This window comes from Flavobacteriales bacterium, from assembly GCA_025210805.1.
Taxonomy (GTDB): Bacteria; Bacteroidota; Bacteroidia; order Flavobacteriales; family CAJXXR01; genus JAOAQX01.
On record JAOAQX010000011.1, the window covers coordinates 68,913 to 83,106 of the forward strand.

Consider the following 14,194-nt stretch of genomic DNA (forward strand, 5'->3'; position numbering starts at 1 on the left):
GATTAAAACTCAAAACTTACACCAACACGTATTGTTCTTGGAGACGAATATCTGTAAGGATTATCTAAGCGTGTGTTATAAAAATCAACATAAGTGTTTCCTTGGTCTCCCAATGCATTAATTTTATCCTGACCTTGTGGAGAACTCAACCAACCATCATCATTAGAATTACCTGTTGCTCTAAATACACTTAAAATATTTTCTGTATTTAATAAGTTTTGAACTCCAGCATAAACTCTCATTCCTATATCTTTCTTTCCCTCACGAGCAATCGTAAATCTTTTGGATAATGATAAATCAATATTGTACCTAAATGGTAGTCTTGAACCATTTACCGTACCTTTTATAGAAGGACTAGTAGCCGCTCCTGTTTCTTGTGAGGCATATGGTATTCCACCTAATGTATATGGACGTCCAGAAGCAACATTACCCAATAAAAATATAGACATTCCTTGCAAAACATTTTTCAATTTCGCAGGACCATTATACGCATCCCCAGATGGGAAGCCATATCTAATTTGAGCTTTTAATGTATGTCTGGTGTCAAAACTTAATGGTAATGTTTGTCGTAAATTAGGAATACCTGCTCGTATTAGACCAGCTGCCGTAGCAGAATTTGATCCTGTTCCATCAGCAAACTGTAATGTATAATTTGCTGTTAAACTTAAATTATCATTTTCACCTACTCTTTTTTCAAACTCTAAAGTAAATCCTTTTGTAGTACCGAAATCTCGATTATCGAATAGAGTATAAGAAATTGGATAAGCATTTGTTACTTGTGTAATCTGAATCATATCTCTTTGCTCTCGATAAAATGCAGATAATGAAATAGCAGAGATATCTGTTAACTTCTGTTTAAAACCTACTTCGTAATTTGTGTTTTTTTGCATTTTCAAATCTGGATTTGCACTTGAACGAACACTTGTAGATCTACGGGCTATATCCAATATTTGACCAGGATTAAAAATCCCATTCCCTGTCCCAGGTCTTTGAGTCAAGAGGTCATAATTTGCAAAAAACTTAGCTTCATCAGATATTGGGAAGTTAAATGCAATTCTTGGCATTACAACTACTTCTGGCTCATAATCAGTAAAAGCTTTATCTGTTACAAAAGAGTTTTTTACTAAACCGCCTTCTTTTGCATCTTCAGTAAGATATGGTATTGGTGACCCTGAAGCTCCTGCAATTTTCTGCAAATCTGTAACTCTATTACCCTGGGCATCATACCAGTTATCTCCATCTCGATAGGCTGTAATAGATTTTGGATTATCTTCATCATCTACATACACAACAAAATCATCACCAATTGCACTTGGACGAGTCGCTCCAAATTTGTCAAAATTAACTTCTGAAGCAGTTCTTGCGTCATAAATAGTATATTTATCTTTAAGAACTGGCTGATTTGCATCGTATCTATCAACACGGATACCTACACTCAAAATCATATCATTGAATGTCAATTTGTCTTGAATATATCCTGCAATATAAATTGGTTCAAATGCTGAAGTTTTTCTCGTTAATGTTCCATCTGCAAGAGAATCCGTAAGAAAATCGTTGAAAGTAGGTTGTGAACCTGTGATTTCATTTCCATATAAATCATATCCCAAACCAGAAGCTAAACCTTGATCGTAAATTTGTTCTTGACTAAATAAATCAATACTCAAATCGTCAGGATTCATGGCATCTGTGTAAACAGGCTTATCATAACTTAATCCAAAACGGTCACGAACATTTTTGGCGTACCCTACAATTTGACTTTCCTCATATAATGGAATCGCATCTAATATTGCTTGATTCTGCTGGTTATATTCACCATTAAATTCATATTTATAATTAGCCCCAGATAAATGAGAGTTTTCAACCAAACGAGCAACATTCCATAAATTAGACGCTCCTACATTATAAGTTTTATATGATCTCTGCTCAAATTCAAACCCCATCTTTAGGTTATGATTCCCGATTGATCCTGATGTTGAACCAGTAAATCTAAATTGAGAAACTTTTTGTTTAAATCTAGACCCTGGGTTTATACCTACATTAGACCATAAAGACAGCAAAGAAGCAGGACTTGTACCATTTCTTACTCCTTGTGGCAAAGAATTGATTGATCCAGTTGTTAAAGGATTAGCAAAACCAAAATACTGTGATGCTAAATTTGCATGATTTTCATTAATACTGCTAGGCGTAAATGAAAATGACTCTGGAGTTGCTCCCGCAAACCTTATAACATGAGAAAATGTACTATTGTCTGGAAAGGGCTCATCACTTGTAGATTGAATTCTTACCGTTTCTTCTTCTCCTGTGATTTTGTTAAATACCGTATATTCATTATTCCTGTAATTAAATGGAAGAAAAGCATCTCTTTGTTTTGGCGTAAATTTCCCTGCATAACCGTATCTAAAAAGATTATCTTCATGTTTAGGACTTTCTTGTGTTAAATTATTTAACGAATAGTCGGCATGAAGTGTATACATTGCATCCTGAATAGTAGCCTTTTCACCATCCTCAGATTCATTCTGAAAAAATTGTTGAAAAGTGGCATAAGCACTAAGATTAGATGATTTTGTCTTATATTCATAATCAGGATTGGCAAAAATCAAGGCTCTACTCATTTGATCCGTGTTATTTAAAGTAAAGGTCCCACCAACTTTTAGACGTGAATATTCTCCCAACTTAACATCGAATTTGGTTTGAGAAGTTAATCCTAATGACGTAGCACCCTCCAAATGATCTAATTTTTCGATATCGGATGATCTTATATAACTCAATGTAGGATTAACAATTGGTGCATTTGGATTCCCCGTGATAATTAACGGATTTTTTCTTGCATTATCTAATACCTCATCCTTAATTTTGTATATATATCTAGATTGTGAATAATCTCCTTGATAAAGTAATTGCGCAGACGCAAAAACTCCAATTAATGGAATTTTAGCATCTTTATCTTTCCAAATAAGTGGAGTCGTAAAATATCCTCCTAATCTATTATACCCATAAGGGTCTAAGAATTGTGAGGTTTCAAAATCGATACCACCTGCTGTTACTGATGAAGGACCTCTCGTAACAACTGAAATAATCCCAGAAGCTCCATCTCCATATTCTGCAGGGACACCTCCAATAATTACATTCATCTGATCCAAGGCTTGCTGAGGAAGATTCAAACTTGATCCTCTCTGTTTCACTCCGTCAACAAAGTAAACAACTTCGCCACCTCGACCTCCTTTTACATTCAGACCACCATTTCTATCTGTTTGATCGATACCACTAGAACCTGAAGATGCTAATGCATTCAAGTTTCTAATTGGAGCTTCTTTGATTTTCTCAGCACTAATAGTCGTGATTTGCTCATCCTTAATTATAGGATCAACATGAGAGACTAGTTCAACCTCATCCATCAAACCTCCTTCTTGGAGAGCTGCATTAACATTGGTAATTCCCGTTGGAGTAATTATTACTCCAGCCTTTTTTATTGGAGAATAACCAACATATGAAATTTCCACATTATATGTTCCGGCATCAATACCATTTATTTGATAACGACCATCAATATCAGTGGCTGCACCTTTTACAATAGTCTCTCCGTTTTTGACGACAATGTTCGCACCGATCAATGTTTCACCACTGGCAGCATCTGTAACCACACCTCGCAGGGTCTGTGCAAACGCACTAAAGGACAGCCCTGTAACTAAAAAAATTAAGAGTAGATTTCTCAGCATAAACGTATTTTAAATTAATTATATCTACTGACAACTTGGTAAAATTATACAAATCAAATAATTATTCAAAGCATTTTTTAACAATTTTTTAACGTAATTTTACTTAATCTAAGGTAACAATTCTTGTTATAGATCGTTTTAATAGCCTTAAAAACATTATTTTAAAATGTTCAGAAAAATCTTTCTTCTTCCTTTTTTACTCTTAATTATTGCTTGCGATGACAATAATTTCAATCCGAATTTTCCTAAAAAAAATATTCAGTTAACTATTTACCCTGGTTCTGGTGCTTATTTTGATCTAGGAGCCATTGGTGGAAGCCTATTTCTAGAAGGTGGTGTCCGTGGACTTGTGGTGTATAGAGATGGCACAAATAGTTTTCAAGTATTTGATAGAGCTTGCCCTTATAATCCTCTAGATGATTGTGAAATTGTAGATTTTGAAAAAGAAAATAGCTTTAAGCTCATAGATAAATGTTGCGGGTCTCAGTTTCTAATAACCACAGGCGAGGTTCTCAATGGACCGAGTGAATTCAACTTACAACGATATAATTATACCTTTGATGGAAATGAATTAAGAATCTGGAACTAGTTTTATTACTTTTGCACAAAAATATAAGCCCAATGAAAAAACTTCTTTTATCATTAGTACTTATTATAAGTATTATTTCTTGTGACGTAAATAAAGATCCAGAGTATAAAGGTCTAGGTAAAGTTAAAATCGAATCTATAAACGCAAAACACGCTACACTTCTAGTGGATGCAAAATATTTTAACCCTAATGATCTTGGAGGAAAAATAGACCGTGTAGAAGTAGATGTATTGATCGATAACCGAAAAGTGGCAACAGTAAATACTGCCAACTCTTTTGATGTTGAGGCAAAAAAAGATTTTACAGTTCCTATGCGTGTGAATATTCCCTTAAGTAAAATTTATGGGGAATCTACAGGAATACTGGGTTCTGTTTTGAATGCCGTACAAAACAAAGAGATAAAAATTCAGTACAAAGGAAAATTAGTGTTCGATTTTGAGGCTTTTTTCTACACCCACGAAATGGATGATTCTATAGATTTTACGCTTAAAAAATAGAGAACTTTCTAAAAAATATATCCTAATCAATCTAAAAAAGATTCAGGAAGAAGCATTACGCTTCCTGGATCTTTTTTTATCTACTAGCTCCAAAAGATCCTTTCTATAATAATGTAAGGCTATAACTTTGTAAGTATTTTTAAAATAAACACACAAAGACACAACAACCAATTAGAAAAAATAAAATGAATACTTTAAAAAAGCACTTTGGAAAAGGAATGAGCTATGAGCAGTTTTATAAAGAACAAGAGTCTCTAGCGAAAGAAGGGAAAACATCTGGTGAACTTCAATTAGATAATCTAATTAACTATACCAAAATAAATGCCCAAAGAATGAGAAAGTGGGACAAAAGATACCAACCTTCAGAAAATATTACAACTGCTGTGCAAAGCATCAATGAATCTGAAAAGTGGCTCCTACTCACGGAATCTTGGTGTGGCGATGCCGCTCAGGTTTTAGCACAGATTGCTAAAATAGCGAACAAAAATGAGAATATTGATTTAGAAATTCTCTATCGAGATGAAAATCTAGAATTGATGGATCAATTTTTAACCAACGGCGGGAGATCTATTCCAAAACTCATTCGGGTGAATTCTGAAACTGGTGAATTAATTAATCATTGGGGACCAAGAACTGCTCAAGCTAGCGAAATTGTAAAGCGAAATAAAGAAATGGGGCAACCTTATGACAAAGAACTCCACCTTTGGTATGCAAAACATGTGAATGAAAGTTTTGAAGAAGAATTCAAAAAAACAATAGACAACAACTAAGTTATTTATTAAATTTGCTTGAAAGTCAAACGTCACAATTTATTCTTATAGGGTTATCTCTCGCAAATAACCCCAAAAAGCTTCCGAAAAAAAATCATTCGGGAGCTTTTTTTTTAGATATTAAAACTCACATTCTCTAAAATCTAATTGTGATTTTCCTTTGCACGGGTTCTAATTTTTCCACTTACCTTTGCCCCATTATGGAGGAAAAGAAAGCAAAAGAATGTTATCATTGTGGAAGCCCATGTGAGGATATCATTGTTGAAGATAAAAAGAACTTTTGTTGTACAGGTTGTGTATCTGTTTACAAGATTCTCAATGAATCGGATATGTGCGAATTCTATGATTTGTCTGATAAAAATAAGTTTCAAGCACAAATAGAAGATCAATCCAAGTTTGCTTTCCTAAAAGAAGAAAAAGTTGCCAATTCGCTTTTGATGTTTAAAGATCAAAACTTTGCACAAGTAGAGTTTTATATTCCCAATATTCATTGTAGTTCTTGTATTTGGCTCTTAGAAAATCTTCAAAAACTCGATGAGAGTATTAGTTGGTCTAGGGTGAATTTTACTAAAAAAATGGTTCACATTCAGTTCAAACATCAAGAAATTGACTTATTTAGACTTGTAAATCTCCTCAATCATATTGCATACGCTCCAAAAATCACACTTGACTCAAAAGATAATAAAAAAGATGATTCCAAAAAGAAAAAGCTCTACAAACTAGGAATTGCAGGTTTTTTCTGGGGAAACATTATGTTTCTTGCCTTACCTGAGTACTTAACAGATAATTGGGTTAGTCACAATGATTTGCGAATGTTTTTTCAATATCTCAGTGGTTTTTTTGCCATTCCAGTCATGTTTTATTCGGGTTGGGAATACTTTGAATCTGCCTACAAAGGAATTCGTTCAAAATATGTCAATATAGATTTCCCTATTGCCTTAGGACTTATCGTTATTTTCTTGAGGAGTTGGTATGAAGTAATTTCTCAAACAGGAACTGGATATTTTGATTCGCTAACTGCCTTAGTGTTTTTTCTTTTGCTGGGTAAAATGTTTCAAGACAGAACCTATCATTTTCTTTCTTTTGACAGAGATTATAAATCCTATTTCCCCATTGCCGTTACCAAAATATTTAAAGACGGAATCGAAAAAAACATTCCCTTGGGAGAGGTAACTGAAAAAGATCTTCTTCTCATTCGTAATGACGAAATAGTTCCTGCAGATAGTATTTTATCAAAAGGTGAAGCCTATATAGACAATAGTTTTGTTACAGGGGAATCTACTTTAATACAAGTAGAAGTAGGTGATAAAATATTTGCAGGAGGAAGGCAAAAAGGCGCTTCTATTGAAGTCATTGTAGAAAATGTGGTGGACCAAAGTTATTTAACAAAACTATGGAGCCATGATATTTTTCAAAAAAATACGCAAAAGAATATCCAAAGTTTTACAGATCGCATTAGTAAATATTTCACGCTTGTAGTATTGCTCATTGCCACCATTGCCTTTATGTTTTGGTTTCCAAAAGACCCAGGTGGAGCCTTTCAAGTAGTTGCCGCCGTCTTGATAGTTGCTTGCCCATGTGCACTAGCACTGGCAGCTCCGTTTACACACGGAAATATTCTTTCTTGGTTTTCTAGAAACAAACTCTTTGTAAAAGATGCGCTCTCTGTAGAAAGAATGAGCGAGGTTACCGATATTGTTTTTGATAAAACAGGAACACTCACCATCTCCAATGAAAAAGATATCAGTTGTTCTCAAGAAGAAATAGAAAAGGATACACTGGGTGTTCTCAAAACCATTACCAGACAATCCAACCACCCTGTGGGAAGAATGATTTATGATTTTCTTCCCGAAGCTTCATTAATTCGTCCAGATTCTTTCGTGGAAGCCTCAGAGCAAGGTGCAACACTTATTTTTCAAGGAAAAGAATATAAACTGGGCTTACCTACTTACCTAGAAATGGATTTAGGCAGAGAACAGAATAAAACCCGACTTTATTGGTCTGTTGATGGTGAAATTGGTGGTTTTTTTCAAATTCATAATCATTATAGAGCTGATATGAAAAAAGTGATGGAATCCTTAAAGAAGGATTATCGACTTCATATTCTCTCGGGTGACAATGAAGGTGAAAAAGAGCGTTTGGATCAGATGCTTGGAAAACACGTAAAACTCAATTTTAATCAAAGTCCTCACGAAAAACTAGAATATATTCAAGGTTTACAACAAAAAGGAAGAAAAATTGCCTTTATTGGCGATGGACTCAATGATGCAGGAGGGCTACAGCAAAGCGAATTTGGGATGAGCATTTCTGAGAACATCAACAGTTTCTCCCCTGCTTGCGATGCCATTTTGGATGCCGAAAAATTTCAGAAATTCACCCAATTTATGAGGCTCAGCAGAATTTCGAAAAAAATTATCTACGCAAGTTTTGTATTTTCATTTGCCTATAATATTGTTGGATTAGCATTTGCCATAGCAGGAAAACTCTCTCCTATTGTTTCGGCGATACTCATGCCCATTAGCTCTATTTCTATAGTGGTCTTCGTAACCTTATTGAGTACTTATTGGGCAAAGAAGGTTTTGAGGTAATAAAAAACCTCTTATACCCAAAATATAATAACTTAGCATTCTGAACAAAACTGAATCTATGTTGCAATCAATGACGGGCTACGGAAAAGCCCAAGGTACGTTTAAAAACAAGAAAATTCTTGTAGAATTAAAATCTTTAAACAGTAAACAATCGGACATTTACGCAAGAATCCCTGGTTTTTATAAAAGCTTTGAACTCGATTTTAGAAATGCTATTTCCAAAAAATTGCATCGTGGAAAAATGGAACTTTCTATTTCGGTTGAGCAACAAGGTGGTGAACTGGCTTCAAAAATAAATATGGCAGTGGTGTCAAACTATATTGAACAACTCAAAAATCTTGAAGCTTCAGAAGATTATCTTGCTATTGCCATGAGATTACCAGAAGCCTTGGTTCAATCCAAAGAAGAAATCCCCAAAGAGGAAGTAAATCTTGTACAAAAGCTTATTCAAGAAGCCGCTTCAGAACTGAACCAATACAGAACTCAAGAAGGAGAAAAAACCCAAAAAGAACTTTTTGGATACATAGAAAATATTCAAAATTTACTCCAAGAAGTAGCACCTTTTGAAGAAGAAAGGATTCAAACGATTAGAGAACGTATATTATCAAATTTGGACAAACATATCGATTCTGTAAAAGTGGATAAAGATCGATTTGAGCAAGAATTGATTTTTTATATCGAAAAATTTGATATTTCCGAAGAAAAAGTACGCCTCAAAGCTAACTGTGAACTCTTCTTACAAGTTGCCAATACAGATAATCCTCTTAAAGGGAAAAAACTAGCGTTTGTTTGTCAAGAAATAGGAAGAGAAGTCAATACTTTAGGTTCAAAGGCAAACCACGCAGAATTGCAAAAAATTGTCATCCAAATGAAAGATGAACTCGAAAAAATAAAAGAGCAAACATTTAATATTTTATAAATAACTATGCAAAATCCTAAGGATAGAATAGAACAACTCACAAAAGAGCTTAGAGCACATAATCACCGATATTATATAGAAGATCAACCGATTATTTCAGACTATGAGTTTGATAAACTTTTGGAAGAACTTCAAAAACTGGAAGAAAAATATCCGGAATGGGCTTCAACAAATTCTCCAACAAAACGTGTGGGAGGTTCTATCTCAAAAGATTTTGCCAATAGAAAGCATCTCTACCCTATGCTTTCCCTTTCCAACACTTACAACAAAGAAGAATTATTGGAATTTGATCAAAGAATCAAAAAAGGAACAGGTAGAGACGCTATAGAATATGTTTGCGAGCTAAAATATGATGGTGCAGCAGTAAGTTTGCTCTACGAAAATGGAGAGCTTATTGCCGCAACCACTAGAGGAGACGGAGTTCAAGGAGATGAAATAACCGATAATATTCGTACGATTTCTTCTATTCCTATGGTGCTCCAAAATCCCAAAGAACTTCCCAAAAGATTTGAAATTCGTGGAGAAGTCATTATGTTACTCGATGGGTTTCACGCTTTAAATGAAAGTCGAAAAAAAGCAGGCTTCCCTCCTTTTGCAAATCCAAGAAATACGGCTTCGGGTTCTATAAAAATGCAAGACAGCCAAGAAGTTGCCAAAAGACCTTTAGACTGTTTTCTTTACTTTGTAAATACAGATGAAGAATGGGCAAACACCCACCAAGAAGGTTTGGATTTAGCCCAAAAAGCAGGCTTTAAAGTCCCTAAATACCATGAGACTTGTGAGAATATTGAAGAAGTTTGGAATTTTATCCAATACTGGAAAGAGGAAAAAGCAAATCTCAATTTTGAGATCGATGGAATTGTCATAAAAGTAAACAATTACCAAGACCAAAAAGAACTGGGCTTTACTTCCAAAAGTCCGAAATGGGCAATTGCCTATAAATTCCCAGCAGAAAGACAATCTACCCAGCTTATTTCTGTGTCTTACCAAGTGGGAAGAACAGGAGCTATTACTCCTGTGGCAAAACTAGAACCTGTGTGGGTAGCAGGAACGGTGGTCAAAAGAGCCAGCTTGCATAATGCACAAATTATTGATGAACTAGATCTGCACGAAAAAGATTTTGTTTGGATAGAAAAAGGGGGTGAAATTATCCCAAAAATAACCGGCGTAATCACCGAAAAAAGAAACGAAGAAGCTCAAAAAATAGAATATATTCAACAATGCCCGAGCTGTGAAATGCACTTGATACAGAACGAAGGAGAAGCACAACATTTTTGCCCAAATAAAGAACATTGTACGCCTCAAATTATTGGAATGTTTGAGCACTTTGTTGCCCGCAAAGCCATGGATATGGATGGTTTTGGGACAGAAAGAATCAAAATGTTATTCGAAAACGAATTTCTCAAAAGTTTTTCAGATTTTTTCAAACTCAAAAATCATCGAGAAGATCTTATAGGAATGACTCGTTATCTTACCAAAGAAGATAGTGGTTTTTCTTTTGAAGGTCAGCTACAGATTCCACTAGAACGAGCACTTTATGCCTTAGAAATTGGAAATCTATCTTCTAAAGATTGGAAAGAATTGGATCTAACCCAAACCAAATGGGAAACTTTGTCTGAAGATCTAAAATTGATGCCAATTTCAGAGGATAAAAAGAAGAAAATAGATATTGATTTACAGAAAATAAATGTTTCGATAAAATCCTCCTTAAAAAACTATTTATCTTTAAATGATTTTGTTTCTATTCTGTTTTCTGATGAACTGTTTCCGCCAGATATGACAGAAATCCCTAGCTATCTTTACTTAGATGAATATGGAGAATATTTCATAAAAAAACATCCACAGAAAGCCAAAATACTTGAAAAATCTTTTGGGAGAATTGCTGACAGAAGCAAGGTTTCTCTCCAAGAAAAATCCGTTGATAAACTGATAGAAGGAGCCGAAAAATCTAAAGAAAAACCTTTTGAGAAAGTCCTTTTTGCTTTAGGGATTCGTCATGTGGGCGAAACGGTAGCCAAAACCTTGGCAAAGCATTTTAAAAACATCGATAACTTGGCAAAAGCCAATAAAGAAGAAATTATCAATATTCATGAAATAGGCGAAGCTATAGCAGACAGTGTGGTCGATTGGTTTTCAAAGGAAGAGCATCTTCAAGAAATTGAAACACTAAGAGCATTAGGGCTTCATTTGGAGAAAGAAGAGGAAGAAGTTTTTGAAGGTTCAAGCCCTATTATGGGATTAAAAATAGTGGTTTCTGGTAAGTTTCAGGAAATCAAAAGAAATGACTTAAAAGCACTTATTGAGCAAATGGGTGCTACCAACACTTCTTCTATCTCAAAAAACACCGACCTAGTAGTTGTGGGAGAAAATATGGGACCTTCCAAAAAAGAAAAAGCCGAAAAACTGGAAATAAAAATGCTTTCGGAAGAAGACTTTCTAAAATTGATAAACTACAATGGATAAATTAGAATACGGCAGATGGGGAGAACGCATGGCACATCATTTTTTGATGAAAAAAGGCTATGTAATTCTTTACCGCAACTGGCGTTTTCTAAAAGCAGAGGTAGATATGATCGCCTATTTTGAAGGGCGAATTGTTTTAGTAGAAGTCAAAAGCCGATGGAACAATAATTTTGGTCGCCCTGCTTCATTTGTATCCAACAAACAGCTGGACATGATCTGTTTTGCGGGAGAAAAATTTCTAGAAAAACATCAATTCCAAAATGAATTGCAAATAGATGTCATAGAAATAGTAGGAAAACCAGACACCTATTCCATTGAGCATTTCCCTGGGTGGAGATAAACGAAAGAAGGGGAAATGACTTGTAAATCGGGTAATCAAAAGCACAGCATTTAGTACCTATAAACTTTTACCAAGATCACCATACAAAGACAATATAGAACCCTAGCAGATATTGATACAAATCAGTTATAACAAATACTCGGTATAACTAGGGTTAGAAATTGATTACGATCACATATTCTAACATTATTTCAAATTCGAATAAAAGTATTTAATCAATTTTTTAAAAACTAAAACACTGAAATAAAAAAGATTCAACGATAAACATCCCGAGCATGGATATGAGATTCACAATAAGCAAAAATAAATTATAGATATGATTGTCGAATTGGAATTATTCAACTACATTTGCAGCAAATTTTAAAGAAACTTACTAGTTCGCTTTTAAAGTTATGATGAACAAAAACACCTTACAGGTATTTATCTTGAGCTTCTTGTTTATGATACCAATGGTATTACTAGCAGGAGGACCGGCAAAGGAAGGACAAGGGCTATTAGCTCCTAGAGGGTCTAAAGAAAAAGCTGATGCAATTGATGCTTACAAAAGACATCACCTTCAGGATTCTTATGATTTTCATTTGTTTTCTGATGCTGAATCTGGAACACACATTGGTTTCCCACTTCCTATCATATTGATTGATGAGGGACTACATGTTTTTTCATCGTCTAAATTCCACCATGGAGAATCTGTTGCGGAAAGCAATGGAAATTACTACAAAATTTTCCACGGAAAAATCTACAAGACAGATGCTGCAGGAACCATTACTATGGATGATCATGGACATGCTACAAATCCAAAACCATTGGATATGTCTATTACTAAAAACGTAATGGGAATGTTATTAACACTCATCTTAATGTTGTGGATGTTTGGATCATTGGCAAAATCTTATAAAAAAGGTCAAATCCCTACGGGTATTGGTCGTGTACTAGAGCCGCTAGTACTCTATGTAAGAGATGAAATAGCCGTACCAAATATCGGAAAACACAAGTATAGAAAATATATGGGATACCTTTTATCGGTATTCTTCTTTATCTGGATTTTGAATCTTTTGGGACTTACACCACTTGGTTTTAATGTTACAGGAAATATTGCCATTACACTTTGTTTGGCATTGTTTACATTCTTTATTACGCAGTTTACTGCAAACAAAGATTACTGGGGTCACATCTTTTGGATGCCAGGAGTACCTGTACCAATGAAAATCATTTTGATGCCCATCGAAATCTTAGGGATGTTTACTAAGCCATTCTCGCTTACTATTCGTTTATTTGCCAATATTACGGCAGGTCACTTTGTAGTAATGAGTTTGATTGCCTTAGTTTACGTTATGAACTCAGCCGTAGGAGGAACAATTACAGGTATTGCACTTGCTTTGTTTATTTCCTTAATTGAGTTGTTGGTTGCATTCTTACAAGCCTTTATCTTTACGATGCTTTCGGCATTGTTTATCGGTATGGCGGTGCAAGATCATGATCATCACTAAAATTGTTTTTTTTTGTTTAATTTCATAAATCATTAAGTTATGTACAATCTAATTGGAGCAGGATTAATCGTAATCGGAGGAGGATTAGGATTAGGTAAAATCGGTGGATCAGCAATGGAAGCTATTGCACGTCAACCAGAAGCTGCTGGTAAAATCCAGACTGCGATGATTATCATCGGAGCCCTATTGGAAGGATTGGCATTTGGTGCCTTGATCCTAGGAAAATAATTCCTAAACAAACAAAACCATACTCTGTTGGGATTGCCAGCAGAGTAGGTTTTAAAACAAAAAAAGAAAACAAATTATTCTTAAAACAATATAATGGAAAAGTTAATTAACGATTTTTCATTTGGTTTGTTCATGTGGCAAGCCATTATCCTTATCATTTTGATTCTTCTAATGGCAAAATATGCATGGAAGCCAATCATGAATGCACTTACAGAGCGTGAAGAAGGAATTAAAAACGCCCTTGACGCAGCTGAAAAAGCCAAAGAAGAAATGGCAAATATTTCTGCAAATAATGAAAAGATTTTGACAGAAGCAAGAGCTGAGAGAGATGCGATCTTAAAAGAAGCTCGTGAAATGAAAGAAAGCATGATTGCTGACGCTAAGGAAGCGGCATCTTCAGAAGCAGAAAAAATGATGAAGCAAACTCAAGATGCTATTATTGCTGAAAAGAATGCTGCCATTGCCGAAATGAAAAGTGAAATTGCAAAAGTTTCTATCGAAATTGCTGAAAAAGTCCTTAGAAATGAATTGTCTGACCAAGACAAGCAAAAGGCTTTGGTAGATAACTTGATCAAAGAAGTTAACCTGAACTAGTAC

General features: G+C 34.8%; 11 protein-coding genes. 10 read left to right on the plus strand and 1 reads right to left on the minus strand.

The features are described from left to right. Positions 1 to 2: 2 nt before the first annotated feature. A complete protein-coding gene (locus N4A45_05835) occupies positions 3 to 3,716 on the minus strand; it encodes a carboxypeptidase regulatory-like domain-containing protein (protein ID MCT4664735.1) in 3,714 nt (1,237 codons plus the stop codon). Between the two features lie 166 nt (positions 3,717 to 3,882). Between N4A45_05835 and N4A45_05840 the strand changes: the two genes are divergently transcribed. The 10 genes from N4A45_05840 to N4A45_05885 all read left to right on the plus strand — a co-directional run bounded on the left by N4A45_05840 (position 3,883) and on the right by N4A45_05885 (position 14,191). Beyond that, positions 3,883 to 4,305 (plus strand): hypothetical protein, encoded by a 423-nt coding sequence (locus tag N4A45_05840; GenBank protein MCT4664736.1) that lies wholly within the window; start codon positions 3,883 to 3,885, stop codon positions 4,303 to 4,305. A 32-nt stretch (positions 4,306 to 4,337) separates the two neighbouring features. Further along, positions 4,338 to 4,802: an LEA type 2 family protein gene (locus tag N4A45_05845; GenBank protein MCT4664737.1), complete on the plus strand. Its 465-nt coding sequence runs from the start codon at positions 4,338 to 4,340 to the stop codon at positions 4,800 to 4,802. 185 nt (positions 4,803 to 4,987) lie between these two features. Next, the gene (locus tag N4A45_05850) at positions 4,988 to 5,572 is read left to right on the plus strand and encodes a thioredoxin family protein (protein ID MCT4664738.1); all 585 of its coding nucleotides are present in this window, start codon (positions 4,988 to 4,990) and stop codon (positions 5,570 to 5,572) included. 200 nt (positions 5,573 to 5,772) lie between these two features. Next, entirely contained in the window at positions 5,773 to 8,160 is a 2,388-nt protein-coding gene (locus tag N4A45_05855; protein ID MCT4664739.1) for a heavy metal translocating P-type ATPase metal-binding domain-containing protein, read from the plus strand. Positions 8,161 to 8,218: 58 nt separating this feature from the next. Next, positions 8,219 to 9,079 carry a YicC family protein gene (locus tag N4A45_05860; protein ID MCT4664740.1) on the plus strand — a complete coding sequence of 287 codons (861 nt, stop codon included), beginning with the start codon at positions 8,219 to 8,221 and terminating at the stop codon, positions 9,077 to 9,079. Positions 9,080 to 9,085: 6 nt separating this feature from the next. Then, positions 9,086 to 11,542, plus strand: a complete 2,457-nt coding sequence (ligA, locus tag N4A45_05865; GenBank protein MCT4664741.1) for an NAD-dependent DNA ligase LigA — start codon at positions 9,086 to 9,088, stop codon at positions 11,540 to 11,542. After that, positions 11,535 to 11,882 carry a YraN family protein gene (locus N4A45_05870; protein ID MCT4664742.1) on the plus strand — a complete coding sequence of 116 codons (348 nt, stop codon included), beginning with the start codon at positions 11,535 to 11,537 and terminating at the stop codon, positions 11,880 to 11,882. Before ligA ends, N4A45_05870 begins: the two co-directional genes overlap by 8 nt. Positions 11,883 to 12,277: 395 nt before the next feature. Next, positions 12,278 to 13,369 carry a F0F1 ATP synthase subunit A gene (atpB, locus tag N4A45_05875; protein ID MCT4664743.1) on the plus strand — a complete coding sequence of 364 codons (1,092 nt, stop codon included), beginning with the start codon at positions 12,278 to 12,280 and terminating at the stop codon, positions 13,367 to 13,369. 39 nt (positions 13,370 to 13,408) lie between these two features. Then, positions 13,409 to 13,597, plus strand: a complete 189-nt coding sequence (locus tag N4A45_05880; protein MCT4664744.1) for a hypothetical protein — start codon at positions 13,409 to 13,411, stop codon at positions 13,595 to 13,597. Between the two features lie 93 nt (positions 13,598 to 13,690). Then, the gene (locus tag N4A45_05885; GenBank protein ID MCT4664745.1) at positions 13,691 to 14,191 is read left to right on the plus strand and encodes a F0F1 ATP synthase subunit B; all 501 of its coding nucleotides are present in this window, start codon (positions 13,691 to 13,693) and stop codon (positions 14,189 to 14,191) included. Positions 14,192 to 14,194: the final 3 nt, after the last annotated feature.